The 22,987-nt window shown below is 70.6% G+C and carries 24 protein-coding genes and 1 pseudogene; 11 read left to right on the top strand and 14 right to left on the bottom strand.

Translation table 11 applies throughout. The annotated features are described in order from the left end of the window. Positions 1–28: 28 nt before the first annotated feature. Together Q0Z83_RS16290 and Q0Z83_RS16295 are read right to left on the bottom strand one after the other, a co-directional pair. The gene (locus Q0Z83_RS16290; RefSeq protein ID WP_317794773.1) at positions 29–787 is read right to left on the bottom strand and encodes a class I SAM-dependent methyltransferase; all 759 of its coding nucleotides are present in this window, start codon (positions 785–787) and stop codon (positions 29–31) included. A gap of 4 nt (positions 788–791) precedes the next feature. After that, a complete protein-coding gene (locus tag Q0Z83_RS16295) occupies positions 792–2,009 on the bottom strand; it encodes a glycosyltransferase family 39 protein (protein WP_317794774.1) in 1,218 nt (405 codons plus the stop codon). Positions 2,010–2,256: 247 nt separating this feature from the next. Here Q0Z83_RS16295 and Q0Z83_RS16300 point away from each other — a divergent pair, with 247 nt between their 5' ends. Further along, positions 2,257–2,958 (top strand): uridine kinase family protein, encoded by a 702-nt coding sequence (locus Q0Z83_RS16300; RefSeq protein WP_317794775.1) that lies wholly within the window; start codon positions 2,257–2,259, stop codon positions 2,956–2,958. A gap of 48 nt (positions 2,959–3,006) precedes the next feature. Here the strand turns inward: Q0Z83_RS16300 and Q0Z83_RS55785 are convergent, their stop codons facing one another. Next, positions 3,007–3,096, bottom strand: a complete 90-nt coding sequence (locus tag Q0Z83_RS55785) for an SEC-C metal-binding domain-containing protein (RefSeq protein WP_378078560.1) — start codon at positions 3,094–3,096, stop codon at positions 3,007–3,009. Between the two features lie 268 nt (positions 3,097–3,364). Here Q0Z83_RS55785 and Q0Z83_RS16305 point away from each other — a divergent pair, with 268 nt between their 5' ends. After that, positions 3,365–4,000 (top strand): hypothetical protein, encoded by a 636-nt coding sequence (locus Q0Z83_RS16305; protein WP_317794776.1) that lies wholly within the window; start codon positions 3,365–3,367, stop codon positions 3,998–4,000. A 22-nt stretch (positions 4,001–4,022) separates the two neighbouring features. Here Q0Z83_RS16305 and Q0Z83_RS16310 read toward each other — a convergent pair whose 3' ends face one another. From Q0Z83_RS16310 to Q0Z83_RS16320, 3 genes are all read right to left on the bottom strand, one after another. Then, positions 4,023–5,180 (bottom strand): zinc-binding dehydrogenase, encoded by a 1,158-nt coding sequence (locus Q0Z83_RS16310; protein ID WP_317794777.1) that lies wholly within the window; start codon positions 5,178–5,180, stop codon positions 4,023–4,025. After that, positions 5,177–6,643 carry a flavin-containing monooxygenase gene (locus tag Q0Z83_RS16315; protein WP_317794778.1) on the bottom strand — a complete coding sequence of 489 codons (1,467 nt, stop codon included), beginning with the start codon at positions 6,641–6,643 and terminating at the stop codon, positions 5,177–5,179. The genes Q0Z83_RS16310 and Q0Z83_RS16315 overlap by 4 nt, the downstream gene beginning before the upstream one ends. Before the next feature lie 82 nt (positions 6,644–6,725). Further along, positions 6,726–7,733: an AraC family transcriptional regulator gene (locus tag Q0Z83_RS16320; RefSeq protein WP_317794779.1), complete on the bottom strand. Its 1,008-nt coding sequence runs from the start codon at positions 7,731–7,733 to the stop codon at positions 6,726–6,728. Positions 7,734–7,824: 91 nt separating this feature from the next. On the opposite strand from Q0Z83_RS16320, the gene Q0Z83_RS16325 reads away from it, so the two are divergent. Then, on the top strand, positions 7,825–8,778 hold the full coding sequence (locus tag Q0Z83_RS16325; RefSeq protein WP_317794780.1) for a pyridoxal-phosphate dependent enzyme: 954 nt from the start codon (positions 7,825–7,827) through the stop codon (positions 8,776–8,778). A 46-nt stretch (positions 8,779–8,824) separates the two neighbouring features. Further along, complete coding sequence (locus Q0Z83_RS16330; protein ID WP_317794781.1) at positions 8,825–10,057, top strand: EAL and HDOD domain-containing protein; 1,233 nt, start codon at positions 8,825–8,827, stop codon at positions 10,055–10,057. A gap of 3 nt (positions 10,058–10,060) precedes the next feature. Here Q0Z83_RS16330 and Q0Z83_RS16335 read toward each other — a convergent pair whose 3' ends face one another. Continuing rightward, the gene (locus Q0Z83_RS16335; RefSeq protein ID WP_317794782.1) at positions 10,061–10,669 is read right to left on the bottom strand and encodes a hypothetical protein; all 609 of its coding nucleotides are present in this window, start codon (positions 10,667–10,669) and stop codon (positions 10,061–10,063) included. Positions 10,670–10,758: 89 nt separating this feature from the next. On the opposite strand from Q0Z83_RS16335, the gene Q0Z83_RS16340 reads away from it, so the two are divergent. Further along, positions 10,759–11,724 (top strand): helix-turn-helix transcriptional regulator, encoded by a 966-nt coding sequence (locus Q0Z83_RS16340; RefSeq protein WP_317794783.1) that lies wholly within the window; start codon positions 10,759–10,761, stop codon positions 11,722–11,724. Here the strand turns inward: Q0Z83_RS16340 and Q0Z83_RS16345 are convergent. Beyond that, entirely contained in the window at positions 11,715–12,632 is a 918-nt protein-coding gene (locus tag Q0Z83_RS16345; protein WP_317794784.1) for an SDR family oxidoreductase, read from the bottom strand. The two genes, Q0Z83_RS16340 and Q0Z83_RS16345, sit on opposite strands and share 10 nt — an antisense overlap. A gap of 78 nt (positions 12,633–12,710) precedes the next feature. On the opposite strand from Q0Z83_RS16345, the gene Q0Z83_RS16350 reads away from it, so the two are divergent. Beyond that, positions 12,711–13,193: a MarR family winged helix-turn-helix transcriptional regulator gene (locus Q0Z83_RS16350; RefSeq protein ID WP_317794785.1), complete on the top strand. Its 483-nt coding sequence runs from the start codon at positions 12,711–12,713 to the stop codon at positions 13,191–13,193. Here the strand turns inward: Q0Z83_RS16350 and Q0Z83_RS16355 are convergent. Further along, the gene (locus Q0Z83_RS16355) at positions 13,129–13,755 is read right to left on the bottom strand and encodes an alpha/beta hydrolase (protein WP_317794786.1); all 627 of its coding nucleotides are present in this window, start codon (positions 13,753–13,755) and stop codon (positions 13,129–13,131) included. The genes Q0Z83_RS16350 and Q0Z83_RS16355 overlap by 65 nt on opposite strands. 145 nt (positions 13,756–13,900) lie before the next feature. On the opposite strand from Q0Z83_RS16355, the gene Q0Z83_RS16360 reads away from it, so the two are divergent. Then, a complete protein-coding gene (locus Q0Z83_RS16360) occupies positions 13,901–14,476 on the top strand; it encodes an NADPH-dependent F420 reductase (RefSeq protein ID WP_317794787.1) in 576 nt (191 codons plus the stop codon). A 22-nt stretch (positions 14,477–14,498) separates the two neighbouring features. Further along, positions 14,499–15,332: pseudogene (locus Q0Z83_RS16365) on the top strand (aldo/keto reductase). Here the strand turns inward: Q0Z83_RS16365 and Q0Z83_RS16370 are convergent. After that, positions 15,286–16,077 (bottom strand): metallophosphoesterase family protein, encoded by a 792-nt coding sequence (locus tag Q0Z83_RS16370; RefSeq protein ID WP_317794788.1) that lies wholly within the window; start codon positions 16,075–16,077, stop codon positions 15,286–15,288. The pseudogene Q0Z83_RS16365 and the gene Q0Z83_RS16370 overlap by 47 nt on opposite strands. Between Q0Z83_RS16370 and Q0Z83_RS16375 the strand changes: the two genes are divergently transcribed. Then, a complete protein-coding gene (locus tag Q0Z83_RS16375) occupies positions 16,055–18,310 on the top strand; it encodes a GGDEF domain-containing protein (protein WP_317794789.1) in 2,256 nt (751 codons plus the stop codon). The genes Q0Z83_RS16370 and Q0Z83_RS16375 overlap by 23 nt on opposite strands. Before the next feature lie 49 nt (positions 18,311–18,359). Next, the gene (yiaA, locus tag Q0Z83_RS16380; RefSeq protein ID WP_317794790.1) at positions 18,360–18,797 is read left to right on the top strand and encodes an inner membrane protein YiaA; all 438 of its coding nucleotides are present in this window, start codon (positions 18,360–18,362) and stop codon (positions 18,795–18,797) included. A gap of 4 nt (positions 18,798–18,801) precedes the next feature. On the opposite strand, the gene Q0Z83_RS16385 is transcribed toward yiaA, so the two are convergent. Next, entirely contained in the window at positions 18,802–19,461 is a 660-nt protein-coding gene (locus Q0Z83_RS16385; protein WP_317794791.1) for a lipoate--protein ligase family protein, read from the bottom strand. A gap of 169 nt (positions 19,462–19,630) precedes the next feature. Between Q0Z83_RS16385 and Q0Z83_RS16390 the strand changes: the two genes are divergently transcribed. Beyond that, positions 19,631–20,806 (top strand): serine hydrolase domain-containing protein, encoded by a 1,176-nt coding sequence (locus Q0Z83_RS16390; RefSeq protein ID WP_317794792.1) that lies wholly within the window; start codon positions 19,631–19,633, stop codon positions 20,804–20,806. A gap of 222 nt (positions 20,807–21,028) precedes the next feature. Here Q0Z83_RS16390 and Q0Z83_RS16395 read toward each other — a convergent pair whose 3' ends face one another. Genes Q0Z83_RS16395 through Q0Z83_RS16405 form a run of 3 tightly spaced genes read right to left on the bottom strand, consistent with a single transcriptional unit; the run spans position 21,029 to position 22,832 of the window. Then, positions 21,029–21,655, bottom strand: coding sequence for a GOLPH3/VPS74 family protein (locus Q0Z83_RS16395; RefSeq protein WP_317794793.1), 627 nt, complete (start codon positions 21,653–21,655; stop codon positions 21,029–21,031). 1 nt (position 21,656) lies between these two features. Continuing rightward, the gene (locus Q0Z83_RS16400) at positions 21,657–21,914 is read right to left on the bottom strand and encodes a hypothetical protein (RefSeq protein WP_317794794.1); all 258 of its coding nucleotides are present in this window, start codon (positions 21,912–21,914) and stop codon (positions 21,657–21,659) included. 6 nt (positions 21,915–21,920) lie between these two features. Beyond that, complete coding sequence (locus tag Q0Z83_RS16405; protein ID WP_317794795.1) at positions 21,921–22,832, bottom strand: SPFH domain-containing protein; 912 nt, start codon at positions 22,830–22,832, stop codon at positions 21,921–21,923. Positions 22,833–22,987: the final 155 nt, after the last annotated feature.

Below are 22,987 nucleotides of genomic sequence, written 5' to 3' on the forward strand. Positions count from 1 at the left end.
GCAGAATCAGCCCATCGTCTGAAGTCGATCAGACTCGGCGGGCGAGGTGGACGAAGATGTCGGCGATCAATTCGACGGTGGCCGGAAGGGTGTTCTCGATCCGGCGGAAGACCTCGGCACGCGTCGGCGGCGGCAGTTCCAGATATGCCGAGATGGTGGACAGGTGGCCGACGAAATCGGCGGCGGTCATCGTCGATCGGCGTGGGAGCACATGCTGTCGCACGTCGGTGAAGTACGGCGACTGCCGCAGCTCGGTGCCGGGCCATTGCATGGCCTCGCCCTCCGGAGTGCCGTCCGGTGACGGGACCTCGTCGGAGTCCAGGAACGGCGCCCGGGCCGCCCGGACCGCCTCCTCGATCGTCGGATCGGCCAGTCGGATCGGCCCGCCGAACGACGCGAAAACCCCGCCCGGCGCCAGCCATCCGGCGACCCGTGGCCACCGACCCTCCGGTTTCGTCCAGTGCAGAGAAGCGGCGGCGAAAACCAGATCGAAGCTTTCCACGGTACGGACGTCCTCGAATGCCGCGCGCACCGGCGACACCTGCTCCGGGACGTGTTTACGCAGCTCAGCAAGCATGTCAGGATCAGGTTCGGTGGCTACCACAGCGACCCCGTGGCTCGCGAACAGCCGGGTCGCCTTGCCGGTCCCCGCGCCGATCTCCAGGGCCCGTTGCAGCGGCCGGTCCGCGTAACCGGCGACGAGATCGAACAGCTCATCCGGATAGCCGGGACGGAACCGTTCATAGGTTTCCGCCACCGCGCCGAACGTCAGCGCACGATTCGACATGGCCTCAGATCGCCTGTCCGGAGATGAACGGCAGCCAGCCCGCATACCAGCCGGACAACAGCGAGATCGCGCCCAGCACGATCCACAGGTCCCGGTTGGACATCTTGGCCAGCAGGAACGCCGGAACCAGCAGTATCGGGAACGCGGGCAGCAGATGCCGCCCGGCCATCGACATGTGCGTGTGCGACAGGGTGGCCAAAATCAGCATCGCCGCCGCGAACACCGTCAACGGCCACGGTGCGCGCGGCACCAGCAGCGCGAACATCACCACGAACGCGACGATGATGAGCAGCGACAGCACCCGGATCGGCTTGTCGGCGTTGTCCCCGTCGACGCCGAAGAGGATGTCGGTGGACATGTTCCAGGTGTTCTCGCCGTAGTCGAAACGGGCGCCGAACGTGTTGTCGTGAATGCTGGTGTACTTGTCGAAACCGCCCAGCCGTGCGGCGGCGAACGCGAAGTAGGCGAGCAGCCCGGCCGGTGCGAGCGCGATCGCCGCGTACGGCCGCCAGCCGCCTCTGCGTTGGATGACCGCGACCAGGGCGGCCAGGGCGACCGTGCCGATCAGGGCGGTCGCGGTCGGCCGGCTCAGGCCGCTGAGCCCGGCCAGCAGACCGGCGATCAGCCAGCGTTCCTTGAGCACCGCGTACAGCGCCCAGGCGGCCAGCGCGGTGAACAGCGACTCGGTGAACGCGCCGTTCTGCGTCATCGCGGCGGGCGCCACCGCCCACACCGCGACCAGCATGAGGCCGACCCGGTGCCCGCGGACGTGCCGTCCGATCAGGTAGAGACCCCAGGCGGCCGCGATGGCCGACACGAAGGACACGATCATGCAGGCGGTGGCCGGCGAGATGAAGGGGAGGTACGTCAGAGGCCGCGCCAGGAACGGGTAGAGCGGGAAGAACGCCAGCCGCAACTCGTACGGCACTCCGTCCTCGTCGACCGCGCCGACCGGCCCGCCCAGCCCACTGCCGGCGATCTTGGTGTACCAGCGCCCGTCCCACGACACGAGCGCGTCCCAGAACGAGGTGAACCCGCGCCACTGGTTGCCGATCGTCCCGTCCGGATAGACGTCGCGGTCCGGGTCCAGCGCGTGCGCGTGGCTGCCCAGCACGTACATCACTTCGAGGCTGGTCAGCCGGATCAACAGGTACAGGCCGATCGCGGGCGACGCGGCGATCGCCGAGGCACGCAGCCGCGCCTTCCAGCCGACCGGGGTCACGGCCTGAGAGGTGTCCGTCCCGGTTCTGTCCGCACGGACCGACGCTACGTCAGAAATGGGAACGTCCTTCCTAGTGGAGCCGCCGGGAGCGCTCCCGCCATTGTCGCCCCGAGGGGGGCTTCGGCACACTACCGCGCCGTGTCGACCCGCCTCCAGAACACCTCGGGCAGCGCCTCGACCGCACCGCTGCGTCATACCGGCCGACACCGGAACACCACACCGAGTTTCGGTACGCCATGCTGTCCCGGTGCCCGACGACGACACCGCCTCGATGCGCCTGCACCCGGGTGAGCCGGAGGCGACCGGCTGGCGGGTGACCCCGTTGGCCGCGATCGTCGACCGGCTGCGCGCGGCGTCACCGGGCGTCGGCGGCCGCCCGCGGGTGGTCGCGATCGACGGCCGGGGCGGCTCGGGCAAGACGACCCTGGCCGACCGTCTGGTCGCTGCCGTACCGGACTCGGCGGTGGTGCACACCGACGACATCGCCTGGCACCACGCCTACTTCGACTGGGGTGGCCAGCTCGCCGACCATGTGCTGAAACCGCTGCACCGGGGCGCGCCGGTCGATCACCGCCCGGCCGCCTGGATCGACCGCCGGCGACCGGGATCGATCATCGTGCCGGCCGGTCTGGACTTCGTCTGGGTGGAGGGCACCGGCGTCCTTCGCGACGAACTGTCGCCATGGCTGGACGCCTCGATCTACCTGCAGGGCGACCTCGACGATCAGGACCGGCTTCTGCTCGCCCGTGACGGAGACTCGCCCGAGCAGCGCGCACACGTGGCGGGCTGGCTGCGGGAGGAGCTGCCGTTCCTGCTGCGGGAACGACCGTGGGCACGGGCCACCGTGGTCGCCGCCGGTCCGGCACGGATGCCGTACGACCCGTACACCGAATTGGTCGTCGCCTCCGCACCCGGCCGACAGGCCGATGGCGCCACCCGCGGAGGGTGACGCCATCTCATCGATCAGTCCCGCACGTAGTAGTGCCCGTTGGTGTCGTCATACCGGCCGCCGCCTCGGCAGCACCGGCGGAAACCGCCGCCCGGAGCGGCACGGGCACGGGTCGTTCCCGCCCAGTTTCTCGATCAGCTCGGTGTCGACGCCGACCCTACGGTCGCCGCGTTTGACCTGCGTCTCGCTAGAGGGAACCCCTTACGCCGTTTGCTGGTCGGCTCAAAAGGACGCCTCGGCGTCGTAGTCGGTGTACATGGCTGCCTCCTCGGTCGATGTGGCGCCCAGGAAGTTACCGGGGCCGCCGTTGTGCCGCGACCGAGTTTCGGTCGGGCGCGGATCCGCGCGATGGCGGGATTACCATCGAGATCCGGCCGCCGGGGGCGGCGGTGCTCGTGACGGAGGTGTGCTCATTCCAGGTCTGGTCCGGGTCGTTCCGACTGAGCGGTGGCAGCTTGCCCTGGAGTTCGATTCCGGCGAGGTGCGGCTCTTCGACTCTTCGGTGGCCCGGCTGCAGCGGGAGCGGCCGGATCACGATTGGTCGATGCTCGCGTCGCCGGAGAGGTTCAAGCATCTCGAGTTCGACGCGGGGCGGGTGTGGTGGCCCGGCGGGCATGTCCTCGAGGCGGATCATCTGTTCACGGCGTCGGCTCCGCTGGCCGGGCGGGAGCTGGAGAACCATCTGTTGCGGGTGGCGTTCCGGAATCAGGCGCCCACCCCGGAGCACCCGACCCATCACGTCTACTACGTGTGTGTGGTGCCGTTCGGGGCGCGACCGTTTCTGATCGGTGAGTCGATAAACGGCGGGCACGGTGAGATGGGCGGGTCGGCTTCGTTGGCCCTGGCCGAGCTGAAGGCGTGGCGGGGCTGGCAGGAGCATTTCGAGTTGTCCGGCTGCGGCTGGGCCGTGCCGATGATCGGATCTGACGAGCGGTCGAGCGTCGACGCCATCGTGCGCGAGGTGTGCCGGCGAGCCGACACCGACGAGTCCGACACGGTCGGTTACGACTGGAAGAAGCGGCACCCCACCGGTCCGGCGTAGCGCCGCCTCGCTCCGCGGCTCGCTACGTGGTGGCTCGGGACGGGTCGACCAGGATCTTCGCGTGGTGGTCGGCCTTCGCGAGTTCGTCGAAGGCCTCGGCCACACCGTCCAGGCCGACGACGCCGGTCAGCAGTGGGCGCGGGTCGATGCGGCGGTGGGCGACCATCTGCAGGGCCTCGCGGAACTCGGCCGGGTCGTAGCAGAACGAGAACCGCAGGTCGACCTCCTTGTTGCTCGCCATCGTGGGCCGGAACGTGTCGGGTTGCATGCAGACGCCGACGACGACGATCCGGGACCGGAACGGGGCGTGGGTGACGATGTCCTCGATGACGCCGGGCAGGCCGACGCATTCGAACACGACGGCGCCGCGGGGGCCGGCCCCGAACCGTTGGGCGGTCCGCATCACCGTCCACCACGGCACCCCGCGGACCTTACGCAGGTCACGCAGCGCGGTGAGGCCGGCGCCGTAGAGGTCGGTGGCCGAGGTGACCAGTCCGGGATCGCCGTCGATCACCGACCACGGGGTCTGGACGGTCGGGTCGACGACCACGTCGGCGCCGCAGGTCCGGGCCAGGTCGCGTCGGGCCTCGGTGAAGTCGGCGGCGACGACCCGCCGTACCCCCGCGGCTTTGAGCATCAGGATGACGGCCAGGCCGATCGGACCGCATCCGATGACCACCGCGGTGTCGTTCTTCGCGACGTCGCCGCGCCGGACCGCATGATGGGCGACGGCGAGGGGTTCGGTGAGGGCGGCGAGGCCGGGTTCGACGCCGGCGGGCACCGGCATGGTCGCGTCTTCGGAGACGAGGACGTATTCGGCGTACGCGCCGGGCGCCCGCTCGGACATGCCGGTCATGTGCACCTCGTCGCCGTGTTTGATCAGCGGCAGCGAGACGACGAGTTGTCCGGGCCGCCAGCGGCGCAGGCAGCCGGGCCCGTACGCGTCGACGGTTCCGGCGAACTCGTGTCCCATCACGACGTGGTGCGGGCGGCGCATGAAGTCCGGGTAGCCGACTTCGGCGGCGACGTCGGCGCTGGCTTCGGCGTCGTGGCGCACGTGCAGGTCGGAGCCGCAGATGCCGGTGCGGGACACCCGCAGCCGGATCTGTCCGGCGCCGGGTTCCGGTAGTGGGACGTCGGTGACCTGAAGGTTTCCGTCGTGGACGACGACTGCTCTCATGCGTGGGCCTCCTTGCGGATGCGGGTCCAGTGGAGTCCGTCGTCGAGGCCGGTGCGGTTGGTGGCCCAGACGTCGAGGAGTACGTTCTGCCGGAAGGCCCACGGGTACTTGCGGCCCGCGCGGGGCATGATGTCGGCGGCCCGGGCCAGGTAGCCGGACTGCATGTCCATGAACGGTCCGGTCGGGCCGATCCCGTCAGGCACCACCGGGACCACCGCGTCGGAGCCGGTGTCGAGGAGTTTGCGCAGCACCCGGGCGATCAGGCGGGCGGTGACGTCGGCCCGGACGGTCCACGACAGGTTGATGTAGCCGATGCACACCGAGAAGTTGGGCAGTCCGCTGAGCAGTGCGCCGTGGTAGGTGCACGCCTTCGACACGTCGACCGGTTCGCCGTCGATGCTGAGGGTGACCCCGCCGAGCAGTTTGATCCGCAGCCCGGTCGCGGTGACGACGATGTCGGCCTGCACGATGTCACCGTCGGTGAGGCGGATGCCCTCCGGCACGAACCGGTCGATGTTTCCGGTCGCCACCGAGGCGTCCCCGGCGCGGATCGACCGGTAGAGGTCACCGTCGGGGGCGATGCACATCCGCTGTTCCCACGGGTTGTAGGGCGGCCGGAAATGCCTGTCGACCAGGGCGGCGTCGCCGACCTCGGCGATCGCACCCTTGCGCAGCAGCGCGCGCATCCCGTCCGGGAAGCGGCGGCAGGCCTGGAACAGGGCCCATTGGATGGCGGTGTTCTTGGTGCGGGCGATCCGGTGGGCGACATCCGACGGCAGGACCTTCTTGAGGGTACGGGCGATCGTGTCGACTCTCGGCTGGGCGAGCACGTAGCTGGGCGTGCGCTGGAGCATGGTCACGTGGGCGGCGTCGGCGGCCATGGCCGGTACCACGGTGACCGCGGTCGCCCCCGATCCGACGACCACGACGCGTTTGCCGGTGTAGTCGAGGTCGGCCGGCCAGAACTGGGGGTGCACGATGGTTCCGTTGAAGTCGGCGGTGCCCTCGAATCCGGGGTCGTGCGGGTTGTCGTAGTCGTAGTAGCCGGTGCAGCCGATCAGGAATCGGGTCACGTAGGTGACGGGTGTGCCGTCGTGTTCGGCTGTCACGTGCCAGCGGGCGGTGCCGGTGTCCCAGTCGGCGGCGAGCACGCGGGTCCCGTACACGATCCGCTCGTCGATGTGGAATCGCCGTGCCGTCTCCTCGACGTAGGTGAGCAGTTCGTCGCCGTCGACGATGGACTGCTCGCCGGTCCAGGGCCGGAACGGGAAGGAGAGGGTGTAGATGTCGGAGTCGGAGCGGACGCCGGGGTAGCGGAACAGGTCCCAGGTGCCGCCGAGCCGGTCGCGTGCTTCGAGGATGGTGACGTCGAGTTCCGGGCAGCGTTCCCGGACGCGGTAGGCGACGTCGATGCCGGAGATCCCGGCGCCGACGATGAGCACGTCAACGTGCGTGTCCGACATGGCGACCCCTCATGTTGCGAGCGCGTTTCAGGAATCGTGCACGGCAAGCCCCTCGGAAAACTTGACCCAGCCCGACAATCGGTCAGTCGGTGCGCCGGGCGGCCCGGACCCGGCGGGGTGGGACGCCCCACCAGCGGTGGCAGGCCCGGCTGAAGGTCGCCTGTTCGGCGAAACCGAGGCGGGCCGAGACGTCGCCGAACGGCATGGTGGTCTCGGTCAGGTAGTGGCGTGCCCGGTCCCGGCGGATGTTGTCGACGATGTGCGCGAACGTGGTGCCCTGGGCGGCCAGGCGCCGTTGCAGGGTGCGTGGATGCAGGGCCAGCGTGCGGGCGACGGCCTCCATCGGGACCGCGCCGAACACCAGCATGCCGTCGATGACGGTACGGATCCGGCCGGTCATGTCGTCGACGTCGGGCAGCAGGGTGCGCAGGTAGGCCTCGGCCCGGACGCGGAGATCCTCGTGGGCGCCGGTGATCGGCCGGGCCAGCAGGGTCTCCGGTACCCGGAGCAGCGATTCGGGTCGGCCGAACCGGACCGGGACCCGGTAGAAGTCCCGGTAGCGACCGGCGTCCGCGGTGGGCCGGTAGGACAGCCGTACCTCGAGCAGCCCGTAGTCGCCTCCGAAGAGCAGGCACAGGGCCCGGTGCAGGAATCCGATTCCGGCGTCCATGGCCTGCACCGGAGGCGGGCCGGGCGGGTGGCCCCGGTAGCGCAGCGCGATGGTGCCCGGCCGGCTGTCCGGGTCGGGGATCTGGTCGACGTGCAGGGCGTCGCTGTGGATGGTCAGGTAGCGCTGGGTGGTGGCGAGGGCGTCGGCGCCGGTCCGGCAGTTGGCCAGCAGCACCGCGAGTGGGCCGAGGGTGTCGAGGCCGTGCCGGGCGGCCATCCGTAGGCCCAGGTCCGGGCAGTTCAGGTCGGCGGCGGCCACCTGCAGGAGGGTGGCCAGGCGGGATTGTTCGATCGGCAGGTCGTCGTGGTCGAGGACGGCCGGGTCCAGGCCGGCCGCGCGCACGAACACGACCGGATCGGCGCCGAGTTCGCGGATCACCTCGGCGAAACCGCGGATCCCGGCTGCTCGTACGGTCGCCATCGTCGCAGTGTCGGCAGCCGGACGCGAGCCGTCAACACCGGGCCGGAAATGTACGGTACAGCCCGGAAGGGTGCCCCTTACGATCAGAGGCATGACGGTGACTTTGCAGGATGTCCGGGACGCAGCCGACCGTATCGAGGGAGTCGCCCACCGTACCCCGGTGATCCGCTCCCGGACCCTGGACGGCCTGGTCGGCGCACGGGTCTTCCTGAAGGCGGAGAATCTGCAACGGGGTGGCGCGTTCAAGTTCCGCGGCGCCTACAACGCGGTCTCGCGGCTCTCCCCCGAGCAGCTGGCCCGCGGGATCGTCGCCTTCTCGTCGGGCAATCACGCGCAGGCGGCCGCGCTCGCCGCCCGGGAGCTGGGCAGTTCGGCGGTGATCGTGATGCCGACCGACAGTCCGGCGGCGAAACTCGACGCGGTCGCCGGGTACGGCGCGGAGATCGTCACCTACGACCGTTACACCGAGGACCGGGCGGCGATCGCGAGCAAGCTCGGTGAGGAGCGGGGGCTGGCGTTGATCCCGCCGTACGATCACGCGGACATCGTGGCCGGCCAGGGCACCGCCACGCTGGAGCTGCTGGCCGAGACCGGTGAGCTGGACGCGATCGTGGTGCCGATCAGTGGCGGCGGGCTGATCGCCGGCAGTGCGATCGTCGCGAAGGGCCTGTTTCCGGGCATCCGGGTGGTCGGGGTGGAGCCGGAGACGGCCGACGACACCCGGCAGTCGCTGGCCGCGGGGCATCCGGTGCGGATCGAGCAGCCGCGGACGATCGCCGACGGTCTGGCCAATCCGGTGCCCGGTGACCTGACCTTCGCGATCAACCGGGAGCTGGTCGACGAGATCGTGGTGGTCGGCGACGACGAGATGGTCGACGCGATGCGGTTCGCGGTCGACCGGCTCAAGCTGGTGCTGGAGCCGAGCGGGGCGACCGGCCTGGCCGCGCTGCTGACCGGTCGGGTCGCCCCGGTTCCGGGGCGGGTCGGCGTGATCCTGTCCGGCGGCAACGTGGGCGCGGCCCGGTTGGCCGAGCTGCTGGCCTGATCGAGAAAACGCCGAGTGACCAGGTGTGATCAGGCAAGCTGACATCATGAACGACGTCCGAGCACCGCAGACCCAGCCTGCGGATGTCACGCAGCTGATCCATGTCGCGCGGCAGCCGATCTTCGATGTTCACGGCGCCGTGTTCGGGTATGAGCTGCTGTTCCGGGGTTCGCTGGACGAGGTCGAGGCCTCCCAGCGGGACATCTCCGCGACCAGTCAGGTGATCGTGGCGGCGTTCACCGAGTTCGGTCTGCCCGAGGTGGTCCGGGACCGGCTCTGCTTCATCAACATGACCCGGGAGTTCCTGGTCGGCGACCTGACCCTGCCGATCGGCCCGGAGCAGGTGGTGCTGGAGGTGCTGGAGTCGATCACGATCGACGACGAGGTGCTGGCCGGGGTGACCGCGCTGTCCGAGGCCGGGTACCGGATCGCGCTCGACGACTTCGTGTGGGGCCTGGGCCACGACAGGCTGTTCAGCATCGCCTCGTTCGTGAAGCTGGACCTGCTCGACGGCGATCTGAGCCGACTGGAGGAGACCATCGCGGTGTGCCGGCGGTACCCGCAGATCCAGCTCGTCGCCGAACGGCTGGAGACCGAGGCGCACGTGGCGATGGCCGAGAGATACGGATGCGAGCTCCGGCAGGGGTACGCGCTGAGCCGCCCGCATGTGCTGACCACGCACACCCTGTCGGCGTCGAAGCTGCGCCGGTTGGAGTTGCTGGCGCTGCTGCACGCCGCCGACACCGACATGGACAAGGTCAGTGATCTGATCTGCACCGACCCGGCCCTGGCGATGCGGGTGCTGCGGGCCAGCAACAGCGCCGCGGCCGGGCTTCCGCAGCGACTGAACTCGGTGCCGCAGGCGGTGGTGCTGCTGGGCATCGCCAAGATCCGGCAGTGGGCGGCGCTGATGATCGCCAGCGAGGTGACCGGCGCCTCCGAGGAGCAGCTGACCGAGGCTCTGGTGCGGGCCCGGTTCTGTCATCGTCTGGCGCCGGAGTTCAAGGTGGTGCCGGAGACCGCCTTCCTGCTCGGGTTGCTGACCGGGGTCGCCGATCTGACCGGTATGCCGCGCGAGGACCTGGCCACGCAGATGCCGCTGGCCGACGACCTGGCCGGGGCGTTGCGCGGTGACGGCAGTCCGCTGCAACGGGTGCTGGAGGCGGTCGAGGCCTACGAGAACGGCGACATCCCGGTGGTCAACTCGGTCGCTCTCGGCTCGGCCTACCTGGACATGCTGCGCTGGTCCAACAAGCTGGTCTCGGACGTCGCCGACTGAGCGTCACAGGTCGTCGGGCAGGTCCTGGAACAGTGGCGGTTCCTCCTCGTCGGTGCGGAAGATCGTCACCGGCGGTGTCTCCCAGACGGTCACCGCGACGATCAGATCACGGCTGTCCGCGGCGCGGGTCACGGTGATCCCGGCGTTACGGCCGTCGCTGGTACGGCCACAGGCCTCCACTCCGGCCGCCGCGGCCTCCGGGGTGATCGTGAAGCCGTACTCGCTGGCCGCCAGGCAGGAGTAGTAGGCGGCCGACTTGTCGGCCAGCTCCCCGCCGCCGGTCTCCTCGATCGCGCCCTGGTCGGTGACGACGAGATCGCATCGTTCGGCGCAGCCGGTGGCGCCCCAGTCCGCGGCACGGGAGTCGAGGTCGATGCGGGCGCCGGGCGCGAGCCGCAGCCGGTCGGGCCCGCGGCGGACGGTGGGTGCGGCCTGGAATCCGGTCCGGATCAGGGCGGGGGCGACGACGGCCTGGACGGCGATCGAGGTGCCGGCGACTTCGGCGAGGGTGACGTCCCAGTGGCCGCGGACCGGGCTGAACATCCCGGCGACAACCGCGACCACACCGACAACAGCTCCGAAAAGGGCACGGAAGTTGAAAAGTGGGAACATCCCCTCACTTTCGAGCCTGGTACAACGACCCGCAAAACAAAAAGTGGCGCAATTCCCCTGAGGTGTGAGCGTCGCCGACAATCGGGGGCATGCGCGCCGCCCGGCTGATCAACATGGTTCTGCTTCTGCAGTCGCGGGGTCTGCTCACCGCCGCCGAACTGGCGGCCGAGTTGGAGGTGTCCGAGCGGACCGTCTACCGGGATGCGCTGGCACTGTCCGAAGCGGGGGTGCCGGTCTACGCCGAGCAGGGCCGGGCCGGTGGGTATCGGCTGGTCGGCGGTTACCGGACGCGGCTGACCGGGTTGAGCCGCAGTGAGGCGGAGGCACTGTTCCTGGCCGGGCTGCCCGGTCCGGCCCGGGACATGGGTCTGGACGAGCCGGTCCAGTCGGTACGCCGCAAGATGCTGGCCGCGCTGCCGGAGGGGCTGCGGGAGGCGTCGCAGCGGGCCGGACAGCGGTTCCACCTGGACGCGCCGGGCTGGTTCGAGGCGGCCGACCCGCCGGAGCACCTGGCCGAGCTGGCCCGGGCGGTGTGGCAGGACCGGGTGCTGACCATCGGCTATCGGCGGCGCGACGAGGAGGTGTCCCGCGAGGCCGAGCCGTACGGTCTGGTCCTCAAGAACGGGGTCTGGTATCTGGCCGCCCGGGTGGGCGTGGACCTGCGTACCTACCGGGTGGACCGGATCACGTGGGTCGAGCCGACCGGTGACGGGTTCACCCGGGATCCGGAGTTCGACCTGCCGGAGTTCTGGGCGCGGCGGGCGGCCGAGTTCGTGCGGCAGATGCTGCGCGAGACGATCACCATCCGGCTCAGCCCGGACGGGTTGCGGATGCTGCGGTCGGTGGCCGATCCGCCGGCGGTGCGGGAGGCGCACGAGGTGGCCGGCGAGCCGGATCCGCACGGGTGGGTGCGGACCCGACTGCCCGTCGAGTCGATCGAGGTCGGTTACACGTACATGCTGAGGTTGGGTCCGGAGGTCGAAGTGCTGGAGCCGCCCGGTCTGCGGGAACGGCTCGCCGACGCCGCGCGCCGTCTCGGTGACCTCTACCGGTAACCGGTCACGTCGGCGGGTTTCCCGGCGTCCTGCACCTCGACGACGTAGCGCCAGGCGTCGGGCCGGCTGCCGTCGGTGTCGGTGACGTCGTAGGCCTCGGCCAGGTCGAAGCTGGTCACCGATCGGCTGTGCCAGCGGGCCCGGTCGGGGTCGGCGGCCATCGCGGCGATCCCCCGGCCGATCATCACCGGCGACTCGGAGCTCGCGAAGTGCGGTTCCTTCACGCAGGCGTCGCGCCAGTTGTCCTCGGTGACGCCGAAGTTGTCGAGCATCATCTCCGAGCGGATCCAGCCCGGTGTGACGTTGACGCTGGTGGCGTCGTGGTCGGTGAGTTCGTGGGCCCAGATGAAGCCGAGCCGGTTGACGGTCGTCTTGGCCAGGTCGTAGAAGACCGACAGCCGGTAGTTGGTCGCGTTGTAGCCGGTGGTGCCGTCGCCGACCTCGACGACCAGGCCGCCGGGGTTGCGGATCAGCAGCGGCAGTGCGTAGTGGCTGGTGATGATGTGGGTGTCGATGGCCAGGCGGAGTAGCCGCAGGCCCGGTTCGAGGGGCTGATCCCAGACCGGCTTGTTCCAGGTGGTCAGCGGGTCGCCGCCGAAGATGTCGTTGACCAGTACGTCCAGGCGGCCCTGTTCGTCGTCGATCTGCTGGATCAGGGCGGCCACCTGCTCGTGGTCGAGGTGGTCGACGGCGACCGCGATGCCCGTGCCACCGGCCTCGGTGATCAGGTCGGCGGTGTCCTCGATGGTCTCCGGGCGGCCGTATTCGGAGCGGGCGGCGCGGGTGCTGCGGCCGGTCGCGTAGACGGTGGCGCCGGCCGCGCCGAGCTGCACCGCGATCTGCCGTCCGGCACCGCGGGTCGCCCCGGCCACGAGCGCCACTTTGCCGGTGAGAGGTTTGCTCTTCATGACCGGAACGCTTTCGTAGAAACCTGACAGCGTGCGTCTGGTTTTCGAACCTGATCGTGAAGGTGCCACGATGGGGTGATGGACGCGCGTTGGCTCACCCCGGAGCAGCTGTCGGCGTGGGTGCGCCTGGTCGGTGTCGTCGAGCTGCTGCCGGGCGTCCTCGACTCGCAGTTGCGCCGCGATGCGCAGTTGACCCATTTCGACTACTACGTGCTGTCGCAGCTGTCCGAGGCGCCGGGGCGGGTGCTGCGGATGACCGCGCTGGCCGAGCGGACCGCCGCCACCCTGGCCCGGCTGTCGCACGTGGTGCAGCGGCTCGAGACGCGCGGGCTGGTAGAGCGTTTCCCCTGCCCGGAGGACCGACGGGCGACCAACGCGCGGCTCACCGACGGGGGTCTGCGAACGGTTCAGGCGAGCGCGCCGGGTCACGTCGCGACCGTGCGGGAGTATGTGATCGACGCCCTCACCCCCGAGCAGCTGACCCAGTTGTCGCAGATCAGCGAGGCGATCCTGCAGCGGCTGGCCCCGGAGGCGTCGCTGTACCGGCGCTACGACTCGTGACCAGCCACTCCCCCAGCGCCTGGAGGGCCTCGGGGGCGATGCCGTGCCCGACCGGGTCGCGGCGGGCCGTGGTGGTCGCACCGGAGTCGTCGCGCAGGTAGGTCCAGGTGCGGTCGAGCAACTCGCGCGGGATGACCGTGTCGTGGTCCCCTTGGGCGACGAAGACCGGCAGCCCGCTCAGCCGCCCGGTCGTGGTGGGCAGTCCGGCGTCGAACGGCAGGGCGCCGTAGAGGATGGCGGCGCCGGCGAACCGGCCGGGGTCGTCGAGGATCAGCCCGCCCGCGAACGCTGCTCCCCCGCTGAAGCCGACCAGGATGACCGGCCGGTCCGGTGGCGTGTCGGCGTCGAGGGTGGCCCGGAACCAGTCGATGGTGGCGCGCAGCGACTCGGCGACCGGGCGGCCGATGCCCCGGTTGGCGAACCACGCGTAACCACCGCCCTCGGCGATCGGCGCGCGGACCGCCGTGTACTCCAGGTAGCCGGGCAGATGGTCGGCGAGGGTGAGGATCTCGCGCTCGTCGGAACCGCGGCCGTGCAGGAGCACCACGAGAGGTTTGGTCATGCCGCGCACCCTAGGCTGATTTTGTTGAAGTCTCAATCTTTTCGGCGGGTGAGCACCGTTACAAGGTTGACCCGGCAATAGTTGTTGATACAAGGATTCCGGCGCGCATAGTTGTAGCTACAACCAACGCGATCTGGAGGACGTCATGGCTCACGTCAGCATCATCGGCACCGGCAACATGGGACGGGCCATCGCCGGGCTGGTCACCAAGGGCGGCAACACCGTCGAGACGATCAACAGCTCGCAGAGCGGCACGCCGGTCACCGGTGACGTCGTGGTGCTCGCGGTCCCGTACGGCTCGGTCCAGGACATCCTCACGCAGCGCGGTGACCAGCTCGCCGGCAAGATCATCGTGGACATCACGAACCCGGTCGACTTCACCACCTTCGACGGCCTGACCGTCCCGGCCGACAGCTCGGCCGCCGCCGTCATCGCCGACGCCCTGCCGCAGTCCACGGTCGTCAAGGCGTTCAACACCAACTTCGGCGGCACCCTGGTCGGCGGCACGGTCGGCGGCGAGACCACCACCGTGCTGATCGCCGGCGACGACGCCGACGCCAAGGCCCTGCTCGCCGGCATCGTCGGCGCCGCCGGACTCAAGGCCATCGACGCGGGCGGTCTCCAGCGCGCCCGCGAACTCGAGGCCCTGGCCTTCCTGCAGATCACCCTGGCCGCCGGCGAGAAGATCAGCTGGACCGGCGGCTTCGCGGTCACCCACTGAAATCCTGTTAGCGTGGCGACCGATGACATCGACGAATCTCCCGGTCCGGCGGATCGGATTCGGCGCCATGCACCTGTCCGCCACGCCGGGCTCCGCCCGCGACGACGCGAAGGCGGTGGCCCGGCGGGCGGTCGAGCTCGGCACTCCCCTGATCGACACCGCGCATCTGTACGGCGCAGGCGCCAACGAGGAACTGCTGGCCGAGGCGCTGTACCCGTACCCGGACGGGCTTCTGATCACCACGAAGGTCGGCGTGGCCCGGACCGGCCCGGACGGCGAGTGGCGTCTCGACGGGCGCCCGGAGATCCTGCGGGACCAGGTCGACCAGGCACTGCGCCGGCTCCGGCTGGACCGCATCGAGCTGCTGCAACTGCACCGGATCGACCCGGAGACCCCGCTCGCCGACCAGGTCGGCACGCTCCGCGAGCTACGCGATCAGGGCAAGATCAATCTGATCGGGCTGTCCGAAGTGACCGTGGACCAGCTCGCTCACGCCCGGGACATCGTCGAGATCGCCAGCGTGCAGAACCGGTACAACGCCCTCGATCGGGAGCACGAGCCGGTACTCGAGGCGTGCGAGCGGGCCGGCATCGCATTCCTGCCGTGACGGCCGGTCGCGGCCGGCACCACCGCGACGCACGCGGTGTTCGCCCGGGTGGCCGCCGAGACCGGCGCGACCGCCACCCAGGTCGCGCTGGCCTGGCTGCTGCACCGGTCACCGGTGATGCTGCCGATCCCCGGCACCGCCCGCGTGGAGCACCTGACCGAGAACCTGGCCGCCGAACGAGTCCGCCTGACCGACGCCCAGTTCAGCGCTTTGGCCGGTGATATCGCGGGGCCTGCGGATCCTCCATAGCGCCCCGGTAGACGCCGCGCCGCACCTCGGAGATGTAGCCGTCCAGCTCCGGCATGCCCATCCGGGTCGCGGCGGCGATCTCGGCCTCGGCGTCGTAGGGCACCCGGACGAACTGCACCGAGAACGGCCCGGGTGCCTCGGATCCGAGCCGCCCTTCGAGGATCACGTAGACCGGGGTGGGGTCGTTCATCGAGTTGCCGACGCTGCCGGTGTTGAACAGGGTCAGCCCGTTCCCGGCCACCTCGTAGAACGGGTCGTGGGTGTCGCCGTACCCGACCACCGTCGGCGTCGGGCCGTCGCCGGTGGCCGGGGTGTTGGCGAACATGCCGTGGAACTCCTGCTCGTCGTGGTCGAACCGGACCCGCCGGTGCACGCTGGTCGCCGACGCGTGGAACAGCCGCACCCGGCGACCGCTGAGCAGCAGGTCGTGGCTGAACGGCAGTGACCGCAGCCAGTCGCCCTGCCCCTCCCCGAGCTGCGCCAGCCACCAGGCGAGGCCCTCGCTGTCGAAGGTGCGATCAGGGTCGGGCAGGAAGTCGTCCCAGTTGCCGAGGATGTTGACCGCGCACCGGTCCCGGCAGATGTCGATCACCTCACGGCCGCGCGGGCCCTTGCCGACGTAGTCGCCGAGGTTGTAGACGAGCTCGATGCCACGGGAGTCGATGTCGGCCAGGACCGCCTGCAGGGCGGTGAGGTTGCCGTGTACGTCGGAGATCAGCGCGATGCGCTCCGGAGTGTTCGCCACGGCTCAACTCTGCCGGATCCGCGCCGATGGGAAGACGGGCCATCTGTGCGGGGAGGGGCGATGGCGGACCGCGTACGGCCGGCCGGCCGGCACCGTCCTGCCGCTACTGACCTGCGCGGTGTACGTCCTCGCCGTGCTGATCCTGATCTGGCCCGGCGGCATCCCGGTGAACGCCCGCATGGGTGTGTCGCACAACGCCGTACTGCTGGCGGCGCTGGTCGGGGTGATCCGGGCCGCTCGCCACCGGAGGCTCGACCGGCTGGAGCGGCGCCCGTGGTGGATCCTGTGCGCCTCGCTGCTGACCCTGGCCGTGTCCGGGGCCGCGCTCGGTGCGATGGGGCCGGAGGGGCTCACCCGGCTCTCCCCGGCGATGATCGTCGGTGTCGGCCTGCACCTGGTCACGCTGATGCTGATGCTGGTCGGGCTGCTCTCCTTCCGTGCGCAGCCGCTCGACCACCGCGAGCGCCTGAAGCTCGGCCTGGACGTGATGACCGCGGCCGGCGGGGCGTTCATGGCGCTCTGGTACCTGATCATCAGCCCGGCACTGGCCGGCACCACCCAGCGCACGACGGTCCAGGTACTGGTACTGGCCACGATCACGGTCGCCGACATGGTCGTCATCGTCGGGGCGGGCACGGTCTTCTACCGCGGCGTACGGCAGGTGTCCCGCCGGCCGATGCGCCTGGTCTTGGCCGCCGTGACGTGGTACCTGGCGCTCGACATCATCCTGTCGTTCACCCCGGCCGCCGGGACCGGGGAACTGCCCGGCTGGGTCGCCGCCGCGATGATCACACCGGTGTTCCTGATCGCGATGGCCGCCGAGGAACAGTGCCGCGGTGCCACCGCCGGTGCCGCCGAGCAGCGGGTGGAGCGGCTGGCCGGGGCCGTCGCACCCCTGCCGTACCTCGGGCTGTCCGCCGGTTTCGGGATCTTCGCCCTGGCCGCCGCCGAGTCCGGACCGTATCCATGGGCCGGTCTGGTGGCCTGCTCGATCGTGATGACCGGGGGTGTGGTGGCCCGCCAGATCGTGGCCATGCGGGAGAACCATCGGCTGATGCTGACCGACGGCCTCACCGGCCTGGCCAACCGGACCCGGCTCACCCGGGCGGTGCGCGGCGCCGTCGAACGCGGGCGCCGCACCGGACGTCCGGTCGGCCTGCTACTCATCGACCTCAACGGGTTCAAGCAGGTCAACGACACGCTCGGGCACGACGCGGGCGACATGTTGCTGGTCGCGTTCGCCGACCTGCTGCGTGCCGCCACACCGCCGGGCGGCACCGCGGGCCGGCTCGGTGGCGACGAGTTCGCGGTGGTGTTGCCGGACGCCGGGACCGAGGGGGCCGGCGCCGCGACCGAGGTGGCGCAGCTGATCCTGGCCCGGGCCGCCGAGTCGCCGATCGACTACCGGGGCACGCCGATGCGGCTGCGGGCCAGCATCGGCGTCGCCGTGTCCGAAGCCGGGACGGTCGACGACCGGGACCTCCTGCAGCACGCCGACCAGGCGATGTACACCGCGAAGCGGCGTGGGACACAGGGCTGGCACCGGTACGGCGACGACCCGGCCACCGAACTCGCCGCAGCGGTCGACGACGGCCGGTTGCGGCTGGACTACCGGCCGGTCCATTCGCTGACGACGGGTGCGGTGATCGCCGTACAGCCCCGGGTGTCCTGGCCGCATCCGCGGCTCGGTCTGATCGACGAACCGGAACTACGGCCGGTGGCCGAGCGTGCCGGCCTCGGTGCGGCGCTGCTCGGCTGGACCGTGCAGACCGCCGGCCGGCAACTGGGCGCCTGGCAGGGCCGTCTCCCGGCCGACCGGTCGTTGCGGCTGAGCATCCGGGTGTCCGCCGCCGAGCTTGCCGCCGACAGGTTCGCCGACGACCTGCTCGCCCGGCTGACCCGCGGCGGCACCGCGCCGTCCGACCTGGTGCTGGAGGTGGACGACACCACCCTTCCCGGCGGCGCGGCCCTCACCGAGCTGCGACGACACGGGGTACGGGTCGCGCTCGACGCCTTCACCACCGGCTACACCGCGTACTCGGAGGCCGTCGACCTGCTCAAGGTCGGCGACTGCCTGGTCGACGGCACGCCGGGCGCCACCGTCGACTGCGTGGTCCGGCTCGGGCGGATCCTGCACGGCGGCGACGGCCCGGATCGGAGCGGCCCGCTGTCCGCGGACGAGGTCACGACGCTTCTGCACAGCCGGCCATCGGCCGAACCGTCGATGGCCTGAGCTGCTCGACGGTACCCGCACGTTGCGCGACCATGCGATAACTTAGGACGTGACCAGCCAATCTCCGCTCCCGGCCAAACCCACCGCCGCGTTCGTCGGCGCCTCGTGGGCGGCTCTGATGCTCGGCATCGTCTCGTTCCTGGTCGGCCTCTGGAATGCTCAGATGGCCCGCAGTGAGAAGGGCTTCTACGCGGCGGTGCTGGTCCTCGGCCTGTTCGCCGCGATCTCCCTGCAGAAATCGGTGCGTGACCGGGCCGAGGGTATTCCGGTGACCTCGCTCTATCTCGGTCTGGCCTGGGCGGTCGTCGGCATCGCGATCGTGATGCTGGTGGTCGGCCTGGTGAACAGTCCGCTGGAGTTGAGCGAGAAGGGCTTCTACGGTCTGTCGTTCGCGATGGCGCTGTTCGCGGCGGTCGCCGTGCAGAAGAACGTCCGTGACACGCTGCAGCACCAGGGGCCACCGCAGCAGCACGGCGGATATCAGTGACAGGTCAGCTCAGCGCACGGTAGGCGGCCCGGACCGCGTCGGCCACCGTCGGCACGGTCACTCCCGCCACGACGTCCTCCAGGGCACCGACGGTGGCCGGCTCGAAGTCGTAGCCGAGTTCGGCGTAGGCCGGGGTCAGCACCTCGCGTAGCCGTGCCGCACCGGTGACCTGGATGACCGTGCTGAACAACCAGCCGTCCCGGGTCACCCGCTGGGCCGATCCGACGATCTTGGCGCCGCCCGCGTTGATGCTGTAGTCGCCGGGACAGTACTCACCGGGCACCGGGCCGATCCGGGCGTCGGCACCCAGCGCGACGAGGACGGCGGCGTGCATGGCGGCGTACCGCTGGAAACGCTCGACCGGTTGAAGCGGCTCACCGACCGCCCGGTGCACGTGGTCGACGACGACGCTGCCGTGGTGGTAGGCGGCGAGGCTGCCGCCCTGCGGGCGCACGACCGGCCGGAAACCCGTCAGCTGTACGGCGTCGGCCGCCCGCTGATAGCCGGGCCGCAGGCTGTCGCGGCGACTGAACGCGGCGGTCGGCTGTGGCGAGTAGATCCGCAGGATGTCCCGGGCGTCCCCGATGCCCTCGCGCAGCAGCCGCGGCCCGAGCGCCATGTCGTGCACCGGGTCACCGGGCTGGTCCACCTCGATGAAGATCACCCGGCCGATCCTACGGTCGCCCGGCACCTCGACCAGCACCCCCCGGCCCGGTGCGTGTGGTCGCTGCGGGGCCTCCCGTAGGGGATCGACCAGGGTTGCCGGGCATTGATCGGAGTCACTGGACCTGGCAGCGTCGGCATGGTGGATGTCACTTGGGGGGAGACTCACCATGCCTAGTCGCCGAGCAGTCCTGGCCGGATCCGCCGCCGCCGCGGTGGCCGCCGGAGTCGGGACCACGTCACCGGCCGCGGCGTCACCCGGCGGCCTGGATCGGGCCGCGTTACAGGCCGCACTCGACCAGGTCGTCGCGACCGGCGCCACCGCCGCGCTGGCTCGGGTGGACGGCCCGTCCGGCAGCTGGCGCGGATCCAGCGGCGTCATCGAGCTCGGCCGTCCGGGCCGCCCCTCCGCCGGAGGACGGTACCGGGTCGGCAGCATCACCAAGACCTTCGTGGCCACCGTGATCCTCCAGCTCGCCGGAGAACGGCGGCTCGGCCTGGACGACACCCTCGAACGGTGGCTGCCGGGTGCGATACCCGGTGGGAACCGGATCACCGTCCGCAACCTGCTGCAGCACACCAGCGGGATCTTCAACTACACGAACGCGCTGTTCGCGACGGTCGAGGACGTGCTGCGGGCCAGGTACCGGACGTTCCGCCCGGAGGAACTGGTCGCGCTGGCCGCCGCCCAGCCGCCCGAGTTCGAGCCGGGCACGTCGTGGTCCTACTCGAACACCAACTACCTCCTGCTCGGCATGATCGTGCGGAAGGTCACCGGGCGGGCGTACGGCCGGGAGGTCCACGACCGCATCCTGCGGCCGTTGCGGCTGCACGGCACCGAGGTACCCGGCACCGACACGACGATCGACGGGCCACACGCGCACGGCTACGAGCCGATCGAACTCGACGGCGAGCCGGTGCCCCTGGACTTCACCGACCTCAACCCGTCGATGGCGGGGGCCGCCGGTGAGATCGTCTCCACCACGGCCGACCTGAACCGCTTCTACCGCACCCTGCTGAGCGGTCGCCTCCTGCGGCGCGCCCAGCTGACCGAGATGCTGACCCCGTTCGGCGAGGCGGGTTACGGCCTCGGCATCTACCAGCAGCCGCTGCCCGACGGCCGGATCCTGTGGGGTCACAGCGGCGGCATCTTCGGGTTCGTCAGCTATTCGTTCTCCACCCCGGACGCCCGGACCCAGCTGAGCATCTCGATCAACCCGTGGCTCGGCGACCCCGGCCCGGCACTGAACGACCTGGCGGCCCTCGCCTTCGGGGTGACCGCACCGTCCACCTTCCGGGCGGCGCCCGGCTTCCCGGTCCTGGGGATCCGCATGCCCCCCACGTGACGGCCGGTCAGTGCGGGAAGGGGGCCCTGGGCCGGGGTTCGATCTGGTCGCGGAAGCGTTCGATGATGTGGCTGACGTCGAGCATGTGCTCGGTCGCGCGAATCCGGTCCAACTCGTAGCGGTTGACCAGGGACAGGTTCCCGAAGTGGACGGTCCGGCCGGCGGCCGCCGGCGACAGCCCGAGCGGCGGGCCGGCGTAGACGTCGAACCCGCCACCGGCCCCTACCCGGCGGCACCGGCGGCCGAGGCCTCGATGGACTTGCGCAGCGCCGGGCCGACCGGTCCGCTCAGGTCGGTGAGCTCCTGGATCCGGCGCTTGGCCTCGCGGCGGGCCTTCCGGTCCAGGACCAGGCCCAGGTCACCGGCGCTGACGATCGCGACCAGGGCGGCGTCGGCCGGCTCGACCCGGCCGACCGGCTCCTTCAGCGCGGCCCGGACCCGGCGCAGCAGCTCCTTGCGGACCCGCGGGTCGCGCGGCGTCACCCGCGTCGCGGGAAAGATCCCGAGGATGCGGTACGGCTCCACGCGCGCCCAGCCACCGGCGCCGAGCTGCGCGCGGACCGCGACGACGGTGGCGTGCTGCCGCCGGTCCACCCACGACTGCCACTTGCGGGGGCGGGAGCCCTCGATCTCGTCGAGGAGCGCGTTGAGCACCGGGTCGGCGACCGGACGCCGCGGCGCGAGGGCGGCCCGGCCCCTCTCGTCGGTGAGATGGCCGTTGAGGTAGAGGTCGGTCAGGGCGGCCGCCCGGATCATGGCTCCGAGGTTGGTGCCGACCCGGACGCGACCCTTGTCGGGGTCGTGGGCCAGTAGGAACATCCGCTGGGCGAGGCTGCCGGGCACGCTCATCTCACTGCTCCTCGTCATCCGTCTCCGGGTCGTCGGTCCCGGGGTCGTCCCGGTCCGGCTCGGGGCTGTTGGGTGGGCGGCCGGGGCCCCGCATCCGGCCGACTCCCCCGGGCAGCCGGCCGGCGTCGCCCAGTGCTTTACGCAGCAGATACTCGATCTGGGCGTTGGTGCTGCGCAGCTCGTCGCCGGCCCACCGTGCGAGGGCGTCGTGCACGGCGGGGTCCAGCCGGAGCAGGAGCTTCTTGCGCTCGATGGCCATGGGATCTCAGGAGTAGAGGGTGCCCGTGTTGACGACGGGCTGGGCGTCCCGGTCGCCGCAGAGGACGACCAGCAGGTTACTGACCATGGCGGCCTTGCGCTCCTCGTCCAGCTCGACCACATCGTGCTCGGTGAGCCGGGCCAGCGCCAGCTCGACCATGCCGACGGCGCCCTCGACGATCCGGGTGCGGGCGGCGACGATCGCGTTGGCCTGCTGGCGGCGCAGCATGGCGTGGGCGATCTCCGGTGAGTAGGCGAGGCGGGTGAGCCGTGACTCGATGATCTTCACGCCGGCCGCGGCGACCCGGACCCCGATCTCCTCCGACAGCCGGGCGGTGATCTCGTCGGCGTTGTCCCGCAGCGACATCAGCTCGGTGTCGTGCGAGTCGTAGGAGTAGCTGTTGGCGATGTGCCGCACGGCCGTCTCGGTCTGGATGGCGACGAACTCGATGAAGTCGTCGACCTCGAAGACGGCTCGCGCGGTGTCCTGCACCTGCCAGACGACCACGGCGGCGATCTCGATCGGGTTGCCGTCGGCGTCGTTGACCTTGAGGACGTCGCTCTCGTGGTTACGGATCCGGGTGGAGACGCGGCGGCGGTTGGTGAGCGGGTTGACCCAGCGCAGGCCGTCGGTGCGGACGGTGCCGGTGTAGCGGCCCAGCAACTGCAGGACGCGGGCCTCGCCGGGTGCGACCGGGGTGAGCCCGGCGAGCACGATCAGGGTGCCCAGCAGGAGCAGCAGACTCACGCCGATCAGGCTCAGCACGAGGGCCACGCTGTCCTGCTGGACCGCGACGACGAAGACCGCGGCGGCGATCAGCATGACCACCCCACCAATGGCGAGGACCGGCCAGCCGGAGGCGTCACGGGCGGTGCGCTCACGCACCTGCGGAGCAGGAAGGTCGAGGTGTTCGGTCATGTGGGCCTCCCCTTGAGCGGTGATAACCCGAGACTATCAATGTGATATCACTTTTTCAAGCGGGCCCCACCGGGTGCTGTTCGCCGACAGTGAACGCCGGAAGAAGCGGGATCACCCCACGGTTGAGCCTGCCGTACTCAACTTCCCGGAGGTAA

Origin of the sequence: Actinoplanes sichuanensis, assembly GCF_033097365.1 — a bacterium.
Classification (GTDB): Bacteria; Actinomycetota; Actinomycetes; order Mycobacteriales; family Micromonosporaceae; genus Actinoplanes; species Actinoplanes sichuanensis.